Genomic DNA, 19,006 nt, shown 5'->3' on the forward strand with positions numbered 1-19,006 from the left:
TTACTTTTACTTTATCATCAATTCATATTTGGCAGACGATATAGGATTTGAACCTATGCCAACGGTTTTGGAGACCGCCACTCTAACCAAACTGAGTTAATCGTCCATAATAAAATAAGGACTGAAACTTTTAACTTCAATCCTTTTATAATTACATATTTTTTTCTTCATATTCTTTTTTATATCTATAATAAGTAGGCTTTGTAAGTCCTAATAATTTCATACACTCCGTAGACTTTATCTCACCTTTTAGTACTCTTTTGTATTCTTTAGAAGACTTTTCAAAATCCATAGTTCTTGGTCTACCATAATCAGACCAATTACCTCTTTCTTTCTTAGCTTCTATACCTTCACTTTGTCTTTTAGCTCTTTTTTCCATCTCAGCATGAGCAAATGATACATACATTTCGATTAACATGTTATTGATAGTTTCCATCATCATAGTAACCATATTTTTATCTAATTTACTTAGGCCCTGACATGTTGTAGTCTTATTATTTTCTTTAAGCGTAAGTTCTTTATTTCTACCTAATCTATCTAATTCAGATACTATAAGAGTTACTTTTTCATTATTAGTTTCTATTTGATATTTAATAGTTTCAAATAAATCACTCTAACCAGGTCTATTGAAGTTTTTACCAGTACACTGGTCAGTATATATTTTATTATTTAGTTTAATATCATTGTCTTAGCAAAATTTATTTATAGATTTATTTTATATTGTAAATTCTTTAAATATCCCTTTAAATCCACATTTCTCAATTTTATCTCTGTATTTTTTTATCTCTTCTTCGCTATCATAGCTGCTTAAATACCAAATTAAATTTGTAGTATCTATTCTCCTACAAATCTCTTGTATATAAGGCAAATCTACTTCAGAAAAAGAGAATCCATGTGAATATATCTCAGTAATATGTGATAAATTATTAAAAAAAACTTTAGACTTATTTATTATTTCACTGGTATCTTTTCTCAATGCGTTGTGTATTTTTATAAAATTACCTTCTGCACTTGTATACTCATCTTCTAATGCATCATATTCTTCATTATGACCTACAACAATGTCAGCTCCTTGTATTCCATGTATATGAAAAACATTATTTATCTTATATACAACTTCTAATGTTTTTGTATAATTAAAATTTAAAAACAAATCTTGTTTTGAGTCTATTAAATTTTTAAATTTTTGATTTGGCTTACTGTTTTTTACATCAATCGTTTCAATCCAGTCAGATAATAATTCTTTAATTTTTAATGTAGGTTTGTAAAAATCACTTGAAGCAATCTCATAGAGGAAATCCATTTCGCTCCAATCTAAATCACCATCTTTGTCGTATTGTTTTTCTACCATATCTTCTAAAAGCATACCAAAATCTAATTTTCCTAAACTAATTTCTATATCATTCCATTCATTATCATATCCTTCTGCTTGCGATATTAGATTAAAAATAAAAATTGCTACTTCTTTTTCATCGTACTCTAAATTACCATCAGGCAACATACTTCCTTCAATACAATATAATGGAGTTTCATCTACTCCTGGATATCTTTCTAGTAAATATTCACGAAAGTCTTCATATTTTGTTTTTAGATTATGATTTAGATCAAACCCATTACCTAAAATAAATAATTTACTCATGACATCCTCCTTTATAAATTTTATATTAATTTCAATATAAAGTATATGAATTTATAGACAAAGTGGAATATCTTTTTTAGAATACTAATCTCCACCATCTAGTTTATATGTTATCTGAAATAATTAATCTCTTTTTAATTACCCGTTGTTAAACTCACTTAACTAACTATAATTCAACTCCAAGCTCTTCCTTATGTTTTACCGTCCATATAAGACACAATATGTTCCACACGAAAGCTCTTAAATGATTTTCATCATCGTCACCTCTTAGATTTTATAGATAATGTCTTGCAGCACTATCTATAAATCTATTACCTAAATAAATGCTATGATGATTAAATATATCTTCACTCTCATAATCAAAGTACTTACGTTTAATCCAATGAGTTGCTGCTACTGGGTTAAATATAAATGTTATTTGATAATACAAGTTAGGATTATCTAAAATACCTCTCAAACGGTCGTCTAGTATATCAACATCGCTTTCAGCTAATTCAGTAGCTTCTTCGCACCATATCCATGTAAGTTTTCCAGTAGGAAGGTTTATAGATTTTAGTTTTTCTCTTTGTTTTGCATAATTAACTTCCCTAAATATAACTGAATTACCTGTAATTCTGCTTCCATTTCAAGATGGTTAAGAGCTATCTAGAATACAGTAATGCTCTTATCAAGTATATTGAATTATATCTAAATACAAACAAAATACCGTTCACGTTGAACATTGCATAAACTGCGGCGACTATAAGTGTTGTATCTAGTATAAAAACTCAGCTTAAATATTTAAGCTGAGTTTTTTATTATTGTAAATTTATTTCTTTAACTGACTTAATTATTGGTTTAATATTTTCTTTATCTGTAAAGTCAACAGGTGTTACATAAGCATCTAACATGCCTTTTGTGTTTTCATCCATTTCTTCTTTTTTTTGTCTTTTCAATATTCTTTTAAACATATTCATCATCAATTTATCTGTTACAGTTAAACTTTTATAATTGAAAGCACCTCTTAAATAAAATTCTTTTATATTATCTAAATCTTTAAAATTATTTTTCTTTACTTCTTCATAAATTTTGTCATCCATAATAGATAGGCCTACATAAAATACTATGAGATTTTTACTCTTAAATTTATCAATCTCTTTATAAATATTTTTAAATCCTTTTATAGTCCCTGCATGAAGCCAACCACCAAAAATAATATTATCATAGTTTAATAAGTCTACTGTACTTATATCATCTATTTGGGATACTCTACAATCTAGTTCTTCTCCTATCCATTTTGCATATTTTTCCGTACTACCATACCTTGATTCATAAACAACTATACTTTTCATATTAATTACCTCCTATTTATTTAGTGCATTTTCCACAGATTTCAAATATGCTTTTGATGATACAGTTGCACCACTTATAACATCTACATTTACATTTTGCTTTTCTATTATTTTTTTCGACAATTCATCACCTACATCTGGAGTTAGTGGTTCTGACAATAGTTTAATACTTTCTATTTTCTTCCCCTTCACACTAACTTCTACTTCACTAGTCCATCTGTTCTTAGAATATTTTCCTACATAAGCTCCATCCTCTAATTTGCTTATATCTACACTATTTATTTCAACCTTTTTCCCTTCTTTTATTCCTCTTGTTACTGCAAACAATCCGCTCACAATTATAACTAAAAGAGCACATAAAAATATTTTAGTTTTTTTCAACCTCATTAGTATCTCCCTTTAGAATTCAATTTTAAATTTATTTCCATATTTATTAATTATTTTTAAATAATCCGTAAATCATAAAATCCACATATTCATCTATTAACTTGTTTAAAAATTCTTTATCTTGATTATTTGATAAGACCATATTTGATATAAATCCATTTATTGATATCCAAGAAAAAAATGCATATTTTTCTGTATCAACATGGCGCAATAATCCTTCTTCTAAATATTTATCATATTTTTTTTTAGTCTCTTTTATTTTTAAACTGTTTTTTTCTTCTTCTGTAAAATCAAAATTTGATTTTTTAATTATATCAATATTATTTAGCATTATTGCTCTATATTCTTTAGGACTTTCTAGAATTAGGTTAATGTATGTTTTAAATAAATTTTTAATATTAGTTTCTTCGTTAGAATCATTCAATTTTAAATTACTCATTGTATGAATTATTTTTGATGATTTTTCTTGCCATATTGATAATACTATGTCTGCTTTATTTTCATAATAGTTATATATTAAAGAAGGAGAATAATCTATCTTACTTGCTATTTTTCTAATGGATAATTTTGAATATCCTTCCTCTATTATTATTTCACTAGCTGCTTTATGTATTTCTTTTTTGATTTTTTCTTTTTCTATCTTACGTCTTTCTTGTATTCCCATTGTTCCTCCTTGCAAACCTTATTAATTTTATATACATAGTTCAATTTATGAACACTGTTCATATTATTAATAGTATCACATTTCACACAATTTACTATAAAAATATTTCGACATTTTCTTTTTCACATAAAAAAAAAGAGGTCTTCACCTCTCTCATTTATATAAAATATATAACGTTGTCTATATCTTCTTTATTCATATTACTTGTGTTATATTTGATTTTTGCAGGTATTCCTACGGCTGTACTATTAGAGGGCATATCTCTTAAAACAACTGAATTAGCTCCTATTTTACAATGATCACCTATATTAATTGGCCCTAATATTTTTGCTCCAGAACCAACTACAATATCATCACCTAAAGTAGGATGTCTTTTAAATTCTTTTTCATTTCCTGTAGCACCTATAGTAGCTCCTTGATATATAGTAACTCTGTCTCCAATTATGGTTGTTTCTCCGATAACAACTCCACTTCCATGGTCTATAAGTGTTCCCATACCTATTTGCGCTCCTGGGTGAATTTCAATTCCAGTAAAAAATCTACTCAGTTGAGATATTGCTCTAGCAATAAAAAATCTTTTTTTATTATAAAAGAAGTTGGATATTCTATACATTATAAGAGAGTGTACAGAAGGATATAGTAAAAATACTTCTATCTTATTTCTAGCAGCTGGATCATTCTCTAGTATAAAATTTATATCTGCTCTTGTATGCTCAAATAACATAATCTCACCTCTCTAAAAAATACCCATGGACATATATTTGTCTACACCATCTGGTGCAACAGTAACTATTTTTTTATTAGGGTATTTTTTAGAAATTTCTATAGCACCAAATACATTTGCACCAGAAGATATTCCTACTAGAACACCTAATTTCTTTGCAAGCAATCTAACCATTTCAAAAGCATCTTCATCACTTACTGTAATTACCTCATCCACTATATTTTCATCGTAATTTTTAGGTATAAAGTTTGCACCTATTCCTTGAATCTTATGTGGACCTGCTTTTTTCTCAGTAATAAGTGGTGATGCTAAAGGTTCTATTCCTATTGCTTCTATACTTTCATCCTTCTCTTTTAAAAATTTTCCTACGCCACTTATTGTTCCACCTGAACCTATCCCTGCAATAATAACATTTATATCTGGAACCTCTTTGTATATTTCTGGTCCTGTTCTTTCATAGTGCACTTTTGGATTATCTTCATTTTCAAATTGACCAAGATTTGTATAGTTATCATTTTCTTTTAATAGTTCTTCCAATTTTTCAATAGATCCATTCATCCCCTTAGATCCTTCTGTTAATATTAATTCCGCTCCAAAAGCTTTTACAAGCTGTCTTCTTTCCATACTCATAGTTTCTGGCATTATTATAATAACTTTATAACCTTTTAAGCTTCCTGCCATAGCAAGAGCTATCCCTGTATTTCCACTTGTAGCCTCCACCAATACACTACCTTCTCTTAATACTCCTCTTTCCTCAGCTCCTTCAATCATGGAGAGTGCAATTCTATCTTTTATACCTCCACCTGGATTATATTTTTCCAATTTAACATATACATTTTCATATCCTATTTTATCTAAAGATATAATAGGTGTATTACCTATTAACTCCAACCCATCTTTATATATCATTTTCATTCCTCCCAATATTTTTAATTATCAAAATGATAATATCATTGTAGCATTATCAAATTGATAACGCAAGCATTTTATTATCAATTTGATAATTTTTTATTTTTCAAAATTTTACCTGTTTTAAAATATTAAAATTGATAAAAATTAACAATAATAATATGATATACTTAAGTAAACCACATTTTTTTAGAATAAATTATGTTGGGAGGTTGAATCTTGAAATTAATTGATATAAAAAATTATATACAAAGCGTTTGCCAAAATATTTCAACTTTACTTGATGTAGATGTTACAGTAGTATCAAAAGATTTAGTAAGAATAGCTGGCACAGGAATTTTTAAGGATAAAATTGATGAAAAAATCTCTGATAAGTCTGCTTATTCTAATGTATTAATATCTGGAGAACCTTACATCATAAATCGAGAGATAGAACATAGTTGTAAAAATTGTATTCATAGCAAAGACTGTAAAGAATTAGCTGATATTTGTACTCCAATAAAACTTGGTGATCACAATATAGGAATACTTGGTATAGCAGCTTTCACAGAGGAACAAAAAAATAAAATTTTATCTAAGGATCAAGAATTATCCGAGTTTATCAGTAGTATGTCTAACTTAATTTCTTATAAATTAGATGAATTATACAAAGAAGAAATTAGAACTGTTGAAGAGTTGGAAAAAGAAGAAATTGAAAAAGCAATAAAAAAATATGGAAATAATACACAGGAAATGAAGCAAGTTGCAAAGGCATTAAACATTGGAATAGCCACTCTTTATAGAAAAGTAAAAAAATATAATATTAATGCCGAAGAAGAATAATAAAAAACAGTAGATTTGCACTTCGCAAATCTACTGTTTTTTATTATTCTACAAATATTACAACTTCATCTAAAGTCATTTAAATTTTGCACAAATAGCAAACAGCTTAATCATTCATATATATTTAAAATTGTGTTTATTTTCTTTTAATCTATGATATTATAAAATAAGTTAGATTTGAAAAACTTTACTCTTGTTTTAAGGAGGTAATTATGAAAGATAAATATATTATATATTTTATAAGTAGAACAAAAGCAGAAATGATAAAATTTATAGATAACAAACTAAAAAAAAATAACTTAGATGATTTAATACCTAGTCATGGTAATATACTTACTGCACTCTTTGAAAGTGATAAACCTTTAACTATGAAGGAAATTTCAAAGAAAATCGGAAAAGATAAATCAACTGTAACTGCTTTAGTAAATAAATTAATAAGCTTAGGATATATAGAAAAAGAAAAATCTATCTCTGATAAAAGAATAACTTATATAAAATTAACTCAAAATGCAAGAAATATAGAAAATAGTTTTAATCATATATCTTCTCAAGTTAGAGAAACTGCATATAATAATTTCACAGAAGAAGAGAAAAAAGAATTCTTAAGATTACTAAAAAAACTTAGTACAAACTTCAGAAATGCTAATAAATTAGATTAAAAAAACTGTAGGAAGCTATAGTCCCTACAGTTTTTTTAATCTAATTTTTCTATTAGTCTACAAAAGTAACTACTTCCTGAAGTGGTTTGCGAGGTAATTTTTCAGGAGTATTATCCTCTGCTATACCAACAGATATCATGGACATTAATTCGTAATTAGGCTTTTCAAATCCTATTAATTTTTCTAGCTCTGCCTTAGCATGAGTAGGACCTGTCATATAACAACTTCCATAACCCATTTCTGTCGCTGCTAATAAGAAGTTTTCCACTGCTGCGCCTATTGCTTGTGCTGCTGATTGAGGAGATACTAAAACATCTAGGACTTCCTTTGTAGCTCCATTTTCTTTTAATATTTTGTACTCTATCATATCGTAAGGCTTTGAATAAACCATTACAACTGCTGGAGCATTTTTAAATGAAGTATAGTATTTTAGTACACTCATATGTATTTTTCTATCTTTTTCAGTTTTAGCTATTTCCCCAATTTTTTCATGACTTGTAGCTACTATTTCAGCCATTTTATTTATTAGTTCTTTATTAGTTATTACAACAAAGTTCCAGTTTTGTTGATGTTTTGGTGATGGCGCTTCAATTGCTGCCTCTAACATTTTTAATATGTCTTCTTTTGGTACTTCCACATCTTTAAACTTTCTCACACTTTTACGATTGTAAATCATATCTAAGTTTGCCATTTTATTTCTCCTTTTATGTCTTAATTATAATATTTATAAAAACTTAATTTTTATCAACTGATTTAGTAAAATTACTAATATTTCAGCAATGGCATTACCACCTAATATATTAGTACCATGATTCCCTACAACTATTTCACCAGTTGCATATAACCCTCAATAATTTGTACTAGATTATTTTCTACTTTATTCTTGTCATTTATTTTTATTACAGATAAAGTGCCAGAGATACTACTTGTATATAAAATGACCTTCTTCATATGGACACTAAGTTTCCTCTTCTATTAAAGTCTTCATCTTTGCCCAGTTACACAAATTTATTAGATTTTTCTATAGTATTATTTTCCTTTATATTAAAATACTTACTTCTTGATTTAGTATACATTCAGAACCAATCTCTCTTCTTTTCAATTCCTCCACAAAACTAGCTCCCTATATGAGACAACTCTCCATTTTTAGGATTACATATAGGAAATGTCTGAATGTAATTCATATGTTGACTCCTCGATTAGTTTTTTCGACAGACCAATTATACCTAATAAATAGTTTGTCGTCAAACTATTTTTATAGTATTGTTAAAAATTTAAATAACTTCTTAAGTTCCTCATCCACTAAAAGTAAATCAAGCAGTAGTTTATTATATGTGGAATAATTTAGTATTTTAATTATAAAAATTATTAATAAATCTTAACCTACATAGAAATTAACCTCCTTGGAAATATTAAAAAAGAAATTATATTTTTATTAAAATACCCTTTTTTGAATTGGAGGTTTATTATATGAAAGAGATGCCAACAGCCATTGATGGAACTCTTCGAAAATCTTTTCTTCGTGTGCCAGAAGTTATTAGAGAATGTAGTGGAATTAATGTCTTTGGAAAAAGAATTAAATCTTTAGTATATACAACAGATTTAGCTATTATAAGAAATGTCAATGCAGACGCCATTTTAGCAGTGTATCCATTTACCCCTCAACCAATAATTACTCAAGCCCTACTTTTAGCTTCTGATGTGCCCGTTTTCACAGGAGTTGGAGGTGGACTAACAAATGGACTTCGTTCTGTCATGCTTGGTACAAATGCTGAAATACAAGGCGCTATAGGAGTCGTTGTAAATGCTCCCACCTCTAATGAAACACTTAAAAGTCTATCTGACACACTAGATATTCCTGTGGTTGTTAGTGTCATAAGTGATGATTGCGATATAGAAGGAAGAATAAAGGCAGGGGCAAGCATATTAAACGTTTCTGCATCAAAAGATACTCCCAAAATAGTTGCAAAAATAAGAAAAGAATATCCAAAGTTTCCTATTATAGCAACAGGGGGACCTACTGATGATACTATTAGAGAAACAATAAAGGCTGGCGCCAATGCTATAACTTGGACACCACCTACAGTTCCTCACCTTTTCAAAGGTGTAATGAATTCTTATAGAATTAATGTAGAACATCATCACTAAAAGTAAATTATAAAAAGGCAGTGAGACTCACTGCTTTTTCTTATTTTTTATAAGCTTTTACTATTTCACCATAATATAAATAATGATAATCTTCTTTAGGATAATTCTTTTTCAACTCTTCCGGGAATTTATCTTTATCTATAAGATCAACATATTTTATCTCACATTCGTAGTACATATCACAATTGTCTACAACTGGTGAATCAACAACTTGACTTGGTATAAATTTAATTTCGCCTTCTTTTTCCTTATCTATATCTCTTCCTGACTTTGTTCCACAAATAGTTAATGCTTCTTTAAAGTCATCACTATATGGAATACTTATAGTATAATCCTTAGCATATTTTATTAATTCTTGTGTATACCTTTGTGGTCTAACCATGGCAACGAAAAATGGTCTATTCCAGCTATACCCCACATATCCCCAAGCAATTGTCATTGTATTTACTATATTTTCATTTTTTACTGTAAGAAAAGCTCCCCTTTTACTTAGGTTATCCATTGCTATTCCCAAATCTTCATAAAAATTCATTGTAAATTTGCCCCTTTCTATAAAACATATCTTTACTAGAAATTATATCAGATTGTAAATATATATTAGAAATTATATTCTACTTTTTCTTTTCCATGTTATTTTAGATCTTCATAATAATAATTATATAAAAGATTTCTATATAAAAAATTATTTACTCTCCATAGTCTATATATTTGTCGTTGCATAAATATCTAAATGATCCAATTCTTTCAAGATTTTTTCTTGAGGCAATAAAAGTGGGGTCCAAATCACTGGCAACTCTGTAGTGTTTTATTGCTCTATTATAATCTCTTTGTTTTTCATAATAAATTCCTAATAAATTATGGATTCTACCCGAAGATAAATCCTCAATCATAGCCTCTTTAATTTTACAAATAGCCGAATTATAATCATTTATTTTTAAGTAATAAATAGCTTTATCTATTGTACTATTAATACTATTTTTATCTACATATGCTTTAACCATTTTACTCAACTCCCATTTTTATAATATATTACTATTATATTTATATTTTAGTTAAGTTCATATTAAGGTTTTTATTATTATATAAAGATTGTGTGAAGATTTTCATGAAAAAACAGCAATATTTAAATTGCTGTTTTATATACTATAACTTTTTCTCCTTAAATCCTCCACCTTTTACTTCATCAATATTATTAATTGACACAAAGGCATTTTTATCTTCTTTATATATGATTTCCTTTATTTTAGCAATTTGACTGGATGCAACTACACAATATATCATCTTCTTATTTGCCTTTGAATAAGCCCCTTGTGCATCTAAAAAAGTTACACCTTTTCCTGTAACTTTCATTATGCTATTAGCAATATCCGTATTTTTCTCTGATATAAGTAAAATTAACTTTTGTTTATTAAAAATATCTTTTGCCTTTTCTATTGATATAGATGTTAAATACATAGAAATTAAAGTATACATTGCCTTAACTCCACCAAATAACATACCGCCTGCACAAATAATAAAAAGGTTTATTACTAAAGATGCATTTTTTATAGATATGTCATATTTAATTTTCAGTGCTGCCATTACAATATCTAAACCTCCCACAGATGAGTTCGCCTTAAATATTAAACCAACTCCCACACCTATTAAAACTCCTCCAAAAATGCTTTGAATCATTAAATCATCAATCCTTATATATTTATAGAGATTTTCTGAAATGCCTAAGGCAAAAGAATAAATAAACATATTGATTATACTCGTAAAAAAGAACTCCTTGTCCACATACTTTTTACAAATTAAAAATATGGGGATATTCATAATTAATATGGCTATTCCTTGATTAATTCCAAATAACTTATTAAATATAACTACTATTCCTGCTAGACCACTACTAAGTAAATCTGCTGGTGATAAAAAACCGTTAATTCCTATGGCGCATATTATTATTCCTATAATTATTAATAATTGCTTTCCTACCTTACTTTCTAAAAAATCCACCTGTCACTCTCTCCCCCTTTAATATATATCCCCAATTAATATTTTACCTAAATTTTCATTATAATGGATAAGAATTATGTAAAAGGATTTTTTTAAATAAAAAAAACTGCTTATCTCAATAGATATACAGCTTTTTTATATTTTATTATTAATATACAGGTATTATTGGTACATCTAAAAATTCTTGTATTGGTATGTCTACTTTTGTATCATCATATTCTTTTTCATATATTTAATATTCTATAATAAGTTAGCCAATTTGTTTTCCTAATTTTAATCCTTCTACACAACCCCATCTAAGATGATCTCCCACGTACACTCTTGAAATTTATTCTTGTTTACCAATTTTGCTAATTTTTTTAGATTCTTCTGGAAAATAATAAGATAAAACTTCGCAAGTAGCTCCAGATACTACAGAATATCCAGATAAATTCGCTGGTAATCGATGGGAAGGTCTGTTGCAATTTGTTGTATTTTGTATTTTATTATATGCTTATTCTTACTTTTCTTTTATTGGTATCCAAACTTCGAATACTGAGTCTAACGGATCTGCATTAAGATATAATTCTATATCAGGTTGATTTGCATATTCATAAGAAGAAGATGGCAACCATTCAATTATTGCTCTTTTTTCAACTTCTTGTATAGCTTCTGGCATTTTACCTTTCCCAGGAAATACAGCCCAGGTACAAGGTTGAATTATATATTCATACATACCTTCTTTTATCTCCTTATTTGTCTCAACTCCAATATAATATTCCCACTTATCCATAATATCCATACATGCACTAACTCCAAGTACTCCTTTGCTATTTTCATCCATAAGTGATATTAATTCATTTAACTTATTATTTTGTGATACTTCACTCCAAAACTTAGGGACTTCTTTAAAATTTTCTTCAATATTTTTACTCATTTCTTTTTTTAAACCTACTATTCTTATTTCATCTCTTTTTCTTATTTGATATTCCATATCTTTCACTCCTTTTATAGTAATTTTAAAACTAATTGGAGGATATGCTTTTAGAACAGTTCCTTCTTTACTGGCTATAGACGGAGAAACATTGTGTATCTTTTGAAATGCTCTATTAAAAGATGTAGGACTTTCATATCCATATTTATAAGATACATCTACAACCTTGTCTCCTTTTTGTAAATCAAATGCAGCTAAAGTCATCTTTCTTTGTCGTATGTATTCCGAAAGAGGAACTCCAGCAATATATGAAAACATTCTTTGAAAATGATACGTACTACAGCATGCTATTTTCGCTGCCTTATTATAATCTATATTTCCCTGTAAATTATCTTCAATATATTTTATAGATTCATTTAATTTGTTCAACCATTCCATTAACTAACCTCCTTTAATTAATATTATATTTGAGTAAAAATATAATAACCTCTCATTTCGTGCACAATAATGAGAGGTTTACATGTATAACACTCTTTATTCAATTCTATATCTAAGCATAATATCCTTTATTAATATAAAATATTACATCCTGTTACAAATTTAAATTAAGAACCACATCAAACTACTAAGCTTCCTATAAAAAAACATACTTTTGTATAATTTTAAGAATAGATTTTATTAAAGCATAACGAATCTAAGTATATTCAATATTTATAGTTACCATATGAAATTGTATTGAGTATATTATTAATATAAAATAAATTATTAAGGAGGTTATTGTGAGAAATATAATCGACTATGTTGAAAATGAGTTTCATACTATAAATGAAGTTATAAAAAGTGAAGAGTTTAAATCTATCAAAAATAAAATAAATAAAACTATCCCTTACTCTTCTTTAGTTGGTATCCTACTTGAAAATCACGAACATTATCATGTTGTAAAAAATAGCGGTGTGGGGGGTATTATGCAATATGATCCTTTTTGGTGGAAGGTTGGAAAATATGATTTCATTTACCTAGATGAATTATCTTCAAAATCTAAGTATATTAACAAAACGCTGAACGCTTGGCTTAGTCAAATTTCAGATGAAAAACGCAAACAATTTATTGAGGCATAGTTTGAAATTTTGAATTCAACTAAATGTAAAACTATTACTGATATCGCAGCTAATTAGAAAATTAACTTACCTATTATCCTAGATGCTATAAAACACATGGACCCAGAAGAAAAAATTCTTATTATAAAGTTATTTAGGCAATTGGCCTTTCTATCTATTAATGGCATGTCTAAAAATGATAAAAACTATGTAGTTCTACAAAACAGAAGTAAATAATAATTCTTGAATAAAAAATTTGCCTGCTTAAAACACTGTGTGAGAGCCATGCAATTTCACAAAACGACCTTGTTCAATCCAAGTGGTTATAAACTAAAAAAGTGTAATGAGATTATAAGTAAATCTCATTACACTTTTTATTACTTATCTTTATAAGAACAGCAATAATCTCCGTAAGTTTTAACTCTTACTTCAAAAGCTGATTTTTCAGGAACTATAAAGCTGTCCCCTTCTTTGTAAGTTCTAAATTCACTTTCACCAGGTAAACAAATGTCCATTTCTCCGCCTATAACTTCCATTAATTCTTCAACACCAGTGTTAAATACATATTCTCCTGGCATCATAAATCCTAATGTTTTTCTTTCGCCATTTTCAAAATACACAGTTCTACTAGTTACTTTTCCATCAAAATATACTGTAGCTTTTTTTACAACTTTTACATTATTAAATTCCATAATTTTCTCCCTTATTATTTATATTAATATAATAATTCTATAAACCTCTTGCTTTATTAACACAAGATTTCATACATTCTATTATTGCACTTCTAAATCCTTTTTCTTCTAAAACTCTAACTGCTTCTATAGTAGTTCCTCCTGGAGAACAAACCATATCTTTTAATTCTCCTGGATGTTTACCAGTATCTAATACCATTTTCGCACTTCCCATAACTGCTTGAGCCGCAAATTTGTAAGCTTTATCTCTAGGCATTCCATCTGCAACAGCACCATCTGCTAAAGCTTCTATAAACATATATACATAAGCTGGTGAAGAACCACTTACTGAAACTACTACATCCATTAAGTTTTCTCCTACAACTTCTACTTCTCCAAATCCACTTAGAATATTGCATACATAATCTAATTCTTCTTTAGTTACTAAATCATTATGACAAACTCCTGTTATTCCCTCGCAAACTAATGCTGGAGTATTAGGCATTGTTCTTACTATCTTCACATCTCTATCAAATAAAGAATTTAATCTTTCTAAAGTTTGACCTGGTGCTATAGTTACTATAATTTGATTTTCTCTTATATGGTCTTTTACTTCATTTATTACTGATGCATAGTATTGAGGTTTTACTGCTAAAACAACTACTTCAGCTTCTTCTATTACTTTTAAATTACTTTCTGTAGTTTCAATGTTTAAACTTTCTCTTGCTGAAGCTAAACTTGGAGCATAAGCATCTGATGCTATAATTTCTTCACAAGGAATAATTTCATTTCTTATGATACCTCCCATCATAGCCTTAGCCATATTTCCTGCTCCAATAAATCCTAATTTTTTACTCATTTCAAGTATCTCCTTTTCCCAAATCAACACTGTAGCTACTATTTATATTACTTATAGCAACTACAGTGTTTTTATTTATAATAAATTTTAATTGTTTATGTTAAACAAATTAAGGTCTATAAAGCTTGTTCAGTACGATCAATTATTTCATCTTGAAGAGCTTTGCTTAAGTTTCTGAAGTGATCGCTATATCCTGCAACACGAACTATTAAGTCTTTATACTCTTCTGGACTGTTTTGAGCATTTATTAATGTTTGTCTATCTATAACGTTAAATTGTATGTGATGTCCATCCATATCAAAATAAGCTCTAACTAAGTTTGACATTTGATCTAAACCATTTTCACCTGCAACTACACTTGGAGTGAATTTTTGATTTAGAAGTGTTCCACCAGTTCTTAAGTGGTCCATTTTAGATGCAGATTTTATAACTGCAGTAGGTCCATTTGTATCTCCACTCTTAGATGGTGAAATACCTTCTGAAACTGGTTTATGAGCAAGTCTTCCATCTGGAGATGCCATCATTATTTCACCAAAATAAACGTGGCAAGTAGTTGGAAGCATGTTTATTCTGTATTGTCCACCCTTCATATTTGGTCTACCAGTTATTGTTTTTTGGTAGAAGTTAAATATGTTTTGCATTATATCATCTGCATAATCATCATCATTACCATATTTAGGTGTTTTGTTGCTAACTAAGTTTTTCATTATTTCATGACCTTCAAAGTTATCTTCTAAAGCTTTCATTAATTCTCCCATAGAGAATTTTTGCTTATCAAATACATTGTATTTAATTGCTGATAAAGAATCTGTTATTGTTCCTATACCAACACCTTGGATGTAGTTTGTATTATATCTTGCTCCTCCAGCATTGTAGTCCTTACCACTTGATATACAATCATTTGTTATTATTGATAAGAATGGAGCTGGCATGTATCTAGCATAAATTTCTTCTATTACGTTACTTCCCTTTATTTTTATATCTAAGAAGTATTCTATTTGCTTCTTGTAAGCTTCAAATAATTCTTCAAACGATTTGAAGTCTTTAGCATATCCTAGTTGTAATCCTAATTGCTTTTTACTTACATTATCATAACCATTGTATAAAGTAAGTTCTAATATTTTAGGAAGGTTGAAATATCCTGTTAATATATACGCTTCGTTTCCAAATGCTCCTGTTTCAACACATCCACTAGTTCCACCAAGTCTAGCATCTTCAATTGTTTTACCTGCATTTAATAACTCTTGTATTATTGCTTCTGTATTATAAAATGCTGGCTGACCCCATCCTTTTCTTGAGATTTCACAAGCTCTTTTTAAGAATTTACGAGGAGTTTTTTTACTAATTTGTACGTTTGAACTTGGTTGTAATAATTTCATTTCATCCATACAGTCAAGTATTAAGTAAGAAACTTCGTTAACTCCATCTTTACCATCTTCAGTAATACCACCAGTGTTTATATTTGCAAAGTCAGTGTAAGTTCCACTTTCTTTTAATGTTATACCTACTTTAGGTGGTGCTGGCTGGTTGTTGAATTTAACCCATAAGTTTTCTAATAATTCTAAAGCTTTTTCATCATCTAAATCTCCAGCTTCAACATCTTTTTCATAGAATGGATATAAATGTTGATCTAATCTTCCTGGACTATATGCGTCCCAAGGATTTAATTCAGTTGTTACACCTAAATGTACAAACCAGTACATTTGTATTGCTTGCCAATAAGTTTTAGGCTTATGAGCTGGCACTACATCACAGTTAGCTGCTATTTGTAATAATTCTTCTTTTCTAGCTGGATTAGTTTCAACTTCTGCTAATTCTCTAGCATAAGCTGCATATCTTTCCCCTAAAATTATTATTGCATCACAACATATATCCATAGCATTTAATTGAGCTAATTTATCTACAGCCTCTTTATCATTAAAATAATCTATTTTTTCTTTAGCTGCTTTAATATCTGCTTTGTAATCTAAAAATCCTTTTTCATAGATTTTTTTTGAACCAACAGTATGTCCTGGTCCACGTTGTTCCATAAATTCAGTAAAAATACCATTTTCATAACAAGTTTTCCACTCATCAGTCATAGCATTTAAAATCTTATGTCTTACTGAACGTTTTTCCCAGAATGGTATTATTTTTTCTTCTTGTAATTTCATATCTTCTTCAGTAACTTTGAAGAAAATTAAATCTCTATTGTTCATAACTTTCATATCTTCTAAAGTATGACAACAAAGCTCTGGGAAAGATGGTGATGATTGAGGTGAATCACCTTTTTCACCAACTATTAATTCTCCCTCGTTGATACAAAGTGTTTTATTTTCCATAAGATGTTTAAAAGCTAAAGCTCTCATTTCTGGAACTGAAACAGATCCTTCATATTCCATATAAGCATCAGTCATTAAATTAGCTCTTTCCATATAAATATGTGGAGTAGCCTCTACACTTTGCTTTCTTAATTTTTTAATTCTTTCATTCATTCCTCTTTCCATGGTTTAACCCCCTATTTTTGTATTATTAAATCCATTTTTTATAAACAGTTCTTGAAGTTCTTTCATTCTGTCTTTGCTAGGAATTGTAAAATTTTCACCTTTGTACTGCATATCTAATCTGTCATATTTGCTGCTAGCAATGTTATGATATGGTAATAAATTCACTTGTTTTACACTTATATTTTCTTTTAAAAATTTAATTATTTCTTCCATATCCTTATCATCATCATTTACAGTTCCTATAACTGGAATTCTTATATAAATATTTGCATTATTTTCACTTAAATATTTTAAATTACTAAGTATAAGGTCATTTCCCTTGCCCATATACTTTTTATGCTTTTCATTATCCATAGTTTTAATGTCATATAGAAAGGTATCAACATATGGTAAAACCTTTTCATAATTAATTTCAGGTGCATATCCACATGTATCAATAGCCACATTATATCCCTTTCTCCTTATTTTCTTTAACAGAGAAACTATAAAATCGCTATCTTGTAACATTACTTCCCCACCGGATAAAGTAACTCCACCAAAAGAAGATTCATAGAACATACTATCTTTTTCAATTTCTTTCATTATGTCATTAATTGAATAATCATTACCCACAATTTCTCTAGCATTATTTACACAATAATCTAAACATTTACCACAAACCTCACAATTAGTTCTATCATATTTAACGATTCCACTTTCTTCATCTTTTGTGTTATGTGAACAAATCTTAGTACAATATAAACAGTTAGTACATTTTTCTCTATTGAACATTACTTCTTTTTTAAAACTTTGACTTTCTGGATTATGACACCACCAACAATTTAGTAAACAACCCTTAAAAAAAACTGTCGTCCTTATTCCATCTCCATCATGGATAGAATATTTTTGAATACTTATTATATTTGGTATTTTCATAACCTCCCCTCTATATTTCATGTATATGAATTTTATTTCCTTATAATTTCATAATAGTATATTGTTATTAATTTGTCATTGGTTTTTTTCAATATTTTTATATTTTTTTATTAATATGAAATTATTTCTTATTTATATAAGTTGACTTATTAAGCATATTATTTTAATATTTAAATTATTAATAATAAAATTTTGAAAGGAGTTAAGTTAATGAACTATAATACTACTATAGGTTTAAAAATAAAAGAACTAAGAACTGAAAAAAAATTCACTCTAAAATATTTAAGTGAAGAGACTAATTTATCAATCGGTTTTTTATCTCAACTAGAAAGAGGCATGACTAGTGTGGCTGTAGATTCTCTTGCTAAGATTGCAAAAGTTCTAGATGCAAATGTTCTAGACTTTTTTGATTATCCAGATGAAATTAATCAATCTTGCGTAACAAGAAGTTATGATAGAAAGTACACTGTAATAGATTCAGAGATTATTCAATATACTTTAAACAAAGATACTTTTACTTATGATATGCTTCCAAGAATACAAGAAGTAATGCCACATAAGTATAATGAACCTGAAGAAATAGAGCTCTACTCTCATGAAGGAGAAGAGTTTATATATGTACTTGAAGGTATTTTAACTTTAAATGTTGATAATAATATAACTGATTTATATCCTGGTGATAGTGCACATATTAAGTCAGAATCACCACATAACTGGAGTAATAATACATCAAAGTTAGTAAAAATACTTACTGTAAATACTCCTAACCCATTAAAAAAATAATTTC

At 28.1% G+C, this 19,006-nt stretch carries 22 protein-coding genes and 1 tRNA gene; 5 read left to right on the forward strand and 18 right to left on the reverse strand.

All coding sequences use genetic code 11. The features are described 5' to 3' along the window. Positions 1 to 29: 29 nt before the first annotated feature. From K0039_RS01670 to cysK, 9 genes are all read right to left on the reverse strand, one after another. A tRNA-Trp gene (locus K0039_RS01670) sits at positions 30 to 106 on the reverse strand. Between the two features lie 45 nt (positions 107 to 151). Next, the gene (locus K0039_RS01675) at positions 152 to 595 is read right to left on the reverse strand and encodes a recombinase family protein (RefSeq protein WP_309165151.1); all 444 of its coding nucleotides are present in this window, start codon (positions 593 to 595) and stop codon (positions 152 to 154) included. A 120-nt stretch (positions 596 to 715) separates the two neighbouring features. Next, positions 716 to 1,639: a bacteriophage abortive infection AbiH family protein gene (locus tag K0039_RS01680; RefSeq protein ID WP_228103330.1), complete on the reverse strand. Its 924-nt coding sequence runs from the start codon at positions 1,637 to 1,639 to the stop codon at positions 716 to 718. 274 nt (positions 1,640 to 1,913) lie between these two features. After that, positions 1,914 to 2,252 carry a phage terminase large subunit gene (locus K0039_RS01685; RefSeq protein ID WP_228104166.1) on the reverse strand — a complete coding sequence of 113 codons (339 nt, stop codon included), beginning with the start codon at positions 2,250 to 2,252 and terminating at the stop codon, positions 1,914 to 1,916. 184 nt (positions 2,253 to 2,436) lie between these two features. Further along, positions 2,437 to 2,970 (reverse strand): flavodoxin domain-containing protein, encoded by a 534-nt coding sequence (locus K0039_RS01690; protein WP_228103331.1) that lies wholly within the window; start codon positions 2,968 to 2,970, stop codon positions 2,437 to 2,439. Positions 2,971 to 2,982: 12 nt separating this feature from the next. Further along, a complete protein-coding gene (locus tag K0039_RS01695; RefSeq protein WP_228103332.1) occupies positions 2,983 to 3,357 on the reverse strand; it encodes an FMN-binding protein in 375 nt (124 codons plus the stop codon). Positions 3,358 to 3,403: 46 nt separating this feature from the next. Beyond that, positions 3,404 to 4,021, reverse strand: a complete 618-nt coding sequence (locus K0039_RS01700; RefSeq protein ID WP_228103333.1) for a TetR/AcrR family transcriptional regulator — start codon at positions 4,019 to 4,021, stop codon at positions 3,404 to 3,406. 157 nt (positions 4,022 to 4,178) lie between these two features. Next, positions 4,179 to 4,745: a serine O-acetyltransferase EpsC gene (epsC, locus tag K0039_RS01705; protein ID WP_228103334.1), complete on the reverse strand. Its 567-nt coding sequence runs from the start codon at positions 4,743 to 4,745 to the stop codon at positions 4,179 to 4,181. 12 nt (positions 4,746 to 4,757) lie between these two features. After that, complete coding sequence (gene cysK / locus K0039_RS01710; RefSeq protein ID WP_228103335.1) at positions 4,758 to 5,654, reverse strand: cysteine synthase A; 897 nt, start codon at positions 5,652 to 5,654, stop codon at positions 4,758 to 4,760. Positions 5,655 to 5,873: 219 nt separating this feature from the next. Between cysK and K0039_RS01715 the strand changes: the two genes are divergently transcribed. Together K0039_RS01715 and K0039_RS01720 are read left to right on the forward strand one after the other, a co-directional pair. Next, positions 5,874 to 6,476 (forward strand): GAF domain-containing protein, encoded by a 603-nt coding sequence (locus K0039_RS01715; protein ID WP_228103336.1) that lies wholly within the window; start codon positions 5,874 to 5,876, stop codon positions 6,474 to 6,476. A gap of 212 nt (positions 6,477 to 6,688) precedes the next feature. Then, positions 6,689 to 7,135, forward strand: a complete 447-nt coding sequence (locus K0039_RS01720; RefSeq protein ID WP_228103337.1) for a MarR family winged helix-turn-helix transcriptional regulator — start codon at positions 6,689 to 6,691, stop codon at positions 7,133 to 7,135. A 52-nt stretch (positions 7,136 to 7,187) separates the two neighbouring features. Here the strand turns inward: K0039_RS01720 and K0039_RS01725 are convergent, their stop codons facing one another. Next, positions 7,188 to 7,826 carry a nitroreductase family protein gene (locus tag K0039_RS01725; protein WP_228103338.1) on the reverse strand — a complete coding sequence of 213 codons (639 nt, stop codon included), beginning with the start codon at positions 7,824 to 7,826 and terminating at the stop codon, positions 7,188 to 7,190. A 779-nt stretch (positions 7,827 to 8,605) separates the two neighbouring features. On the opposite strand from K0039_RS01725, the gene K0039_RS01730 reads away from it, so the two are divergent. Further along, the gene (locus K0039_RS01730; RefSeq protein ID WP_228103339.1) at positions 8,606 to 9,283 is read left to right on the forward strand and encodes a hydrolase; all 678 of its coding nucleotides are present in this window, start codon (positions 8,606 to 8,608) and stop codon (positions 9,281 to 9,283) included. A gap of 40 nt (positions 9,284 to 9,323) precedes the next feature. On the opposite strand, the gene K0039_RS01735 is transcribed toward K0039_RS01730, so the two are convergent. The 4 genes from K0039_RS01735 to K0039_RS01750 all read right to left on the reverse strand — a co-directional run bounded on the left by K0039_RS01735 (position 9,324) and on the right by K0039_RS01750 (position 12,629). Beyond that, a complete protein-coding gene (locus K0039_RS01735; protein WP_228103340.1) occupies positions 9,324 to 9,815 on the reverse strand; it encodes a flavin reductase family protein in 492 nt (163 codons plus the stop codon). Between the two features lie 154 nt (positions 9,816 to 9,969). Then, positions 9,970 to 10,284 carry a tetratricopeptide repeat protein gene (locus K0039_RS01740; RefSeq protein ID WP_228103341.1) on the reverse strand — a complete coding sequence of 105 codons (315 nt, stop codon included), beginning with the start codon at positions 10,282 to 10,284 and terminating at the stop codon, positions 9,970 to 9,972. Between the two features lie 142 nt (positions 10,285 to 10,426). Next, on the reverse strand, positions 10,427 to 11,278 hold the full coding sequence (locus K0039_RS01745) for a YitT family protein (RefSeq protein WP_228103342.1): 852 nt from the start codon (positions 11,276 to 11,278) through the stop codon (positions 10,427 to 10,429). 499 nt (positions 11,279 to 11,777) lie between these two features. After that, entirely contained in the window at positions 11,778 to 12,629 is an 852-nt protein-coding gene (locus K0039_RS01750) for an AraC family transcriptional regulator (protein WP_228103343.1), read from the reverse strand. A 341-nt stretch (positions 12,630 to 12,970) separates the two neighbouring features. Between K0039_RS01750 and K0039_RS01755 the strand changes: the two genes are divergently transcribed. Beyond that, complete coding sequence (locus tag K0039_RS01755; RefSeq protein ID WP_228103344.1) at positions 12,971 to 13,309, forward strand: Mbeg1-like protein; 339 nt, start codon at positions 12,971 to 12,973, stop codon at positions 13,307 to 13,309. Positions 13,310 to 13,665: 356 nt separating this feature from the next. Here K0039_RS01755 and ppnP read toward each other — a convergent pair whose 3' ends face one another. The 4 genes from ppnP to K0039_RS01775 form a co-directional block, all read right to left on the reverse strand. Further along, the gene (gene ppnP, locus K0039_RS01760) at positions 13,666 to 13,980 is read right to left on the reverse strand and encodes a pyrimidine/purine nucleoside phosphorylase (RefSeq protein ID WP_018592666.1); all 315 of its coding nucleotides are present in this window, start codon (positions 13,978 to 13,980) and stop codon (positions 13,666 to 13,668) included. Between the two features lie 37 nt (positions 13,981 to 14,017). After that, positions 14,018 to 14,818 carry a pyrroline-5-carboxylate reductase gene (proC, locus tag K0039_RS01765; RefSeq protein ID WP_228103345.1) on the reverse strand — a complete coding sequence of 267 codons (801 nt, stop codon included), beginning with the start codon at positions 14,816 to 14,818 and terminating at the stop codon, positions 14,018 to 14,020. Between the two features lie 116 nt (positions 14,819 to 14,934). Continuing rightward, the gene (gene hypD / locus K0039_RS01770) at positions 14,935 to 17,304 is read right to left on the reverse strand and encodes a trans-4-hydroxy-L-proline dehydratase (RefSeq protein WP_228103346.1); all 2,370 of its coding nucleotides are present in this window, start codon (positions 17,302 to 17,304) and stop codon (positions 14,935 to 14,937) included. 3 nt (positions 17,305 to 17,307) lie between these two features. After that, complete coding sequence (locus tag K0039_RS01775) at positions 17,308 to 18,219, reverse strand: trans-4-hydroxy-L-proline dehydratase activase (protein ID WP_228103347.1); 912 nt, start codon at positions 18,217 to 18,219, stop codon at positions 17,308 to 17,310. A gap of 210 nt (positions 18,220 to 18,429) precedes the next feature. On the opposite strand from K0039_RS01775, the gene K0039_RS01780 reads away from it, so the two are divergent. Further along, on the forward strand, positions 18,430 to 19,002 hold the full coding sequence (locus K0039_RS01780; RefSeq protein ID WP_228103348.1) for a helix-turn-helix domain-containing protein: 573 nt from the start codon (positions 18,430 to 18,432) through the stop codon (positions 19,000 to 19,002). Positions 19,003 to 19,006 lie beyond the last annotated feature (4 nt).

The organism is Terrisporobacter mayombei (assembly GCF_020748465.1).
In the GTDB taxonomy this organism is placed as follows: domain Bacteria; phylum Bacillota; class Clostridia; order Peptostreptococcales; family Peptostreptococcaceae; genus Terrisporobacter; species Terrisporobacter mayombei.

Bases quoted from the DNA above. Each gene is read 5' to 3' on its own strand.
- K0039_RS01735 (WP_228103340.1), bottom strand. From the start codon at position 9,815: ATGAATTTTTATGAAGATTTGGGAATAGCAATGGATAACCTAAGTAAA.
- K0039_RS01690 (WP_228103331.1), bottom strand. From the start codon at position 2,970: ATGAAAAGTATAGTTGTTTATGAATCAAGGTATGGTAGTACGGAAAAA.
- cysK (WP_228103335.1), bottom strand. From the start codon at position 5,654: ATGATATATAAAGATGGGTTGGAGTTAATAGGTAATACACCTATTATA.
- K0039_RS01725 (WP_228103338.1), bottom strand. From the start codon at position 7,826: ATGGCAAACTTAGATATGATTTACAATCGTAAAAGTGTGAGAAAGTTT.
- K0039_RS01780 (WP_228103348.1), top strand. From the start codon at position 18,430: ATGAACTATAATACTACTATAGGTTTAAAAATAAAAGAACTAAGAACT.
- proC (WP_228103345.1), bottom strand. From the start codon at position 14,818: ATGAGTAAAAAATTAGGATTTATTGGAGCAGGAAATATGGCTAAGGCT.
- K0039_RS01695 (WP_228103332.1), bottom strand. From the start codon at position 3,357: ATGAGGTTGAAAAAAACTAAAATATTTTTATGTGCTCTTTTAGTTATA.
- K0039_RS01680 (WP_228103330.1), bottom strand. From the start codon at position 1,639: ATGAGTAAATTATTTATTTTAGGTAATGGGTTTGATCTAAATCATAAT.
- hypD (WP_228103346.1), bottom strand. From the start codon at position 17,304: ATGGAAAGAGGAATGAATGAAAGAATTAAAAAATTAAGAAAGCAAAGT.
- K0039_RS01775 (WP_228103347.1), bottom strand. From the start codon at position 18,219: ATGAAAATACCAAATATAATAAGTATTCAAAAATATTCTATCCATGAT.
- K0039_RS01750 (WP_228103343.1), bottom strand. From the start codon at position 12,629: ATGGAATGGTTGAACAAATTAAATGAATCTATAAAATATATTGAAGAT.
- K0039_RS01700 (WP_228103333.1), bottom strand. From the start codon at position 4,021: ATGGGAATACAAGAAAGACGTAAGATAGAAAAAGAAAAAATCAAAAAA.
- K0039_RS01740 (WP_228103341.1), bottom strand. From the start codon at position 10,284: ATGGTTAAAGCATATGTAGATAAAAATAGTATTAATAGTACAATAGAT.
- epsC (WP_228103334.1), bottom strand. From the start codon at position 4,745: ATGTTATTTGAGCATACAAGAGCAGATATAAATTTTATACTAGAGAAT.
- K0039_RS01720 (WP_228103337.1), top strand. From the start codon at position 6,689: ATGAAAGATAAATATATTATATATTTTATAAGTAGAACAAAAGCAGAA.
- K0039_RS01730 (WP_228103339.1), top strand. From the start codon at position 8,606: ATGAAAGAGATGCCAACAGCCATTGATGGAACTCTTCGAAAATCTTTT.
- ppnP (WP_018592666.1), bottom strand. From the start codon at position 13,980: ATGGAATTTAATAATGTAAAAGTTGTAAAAAAAGCTACAGTATATTTT.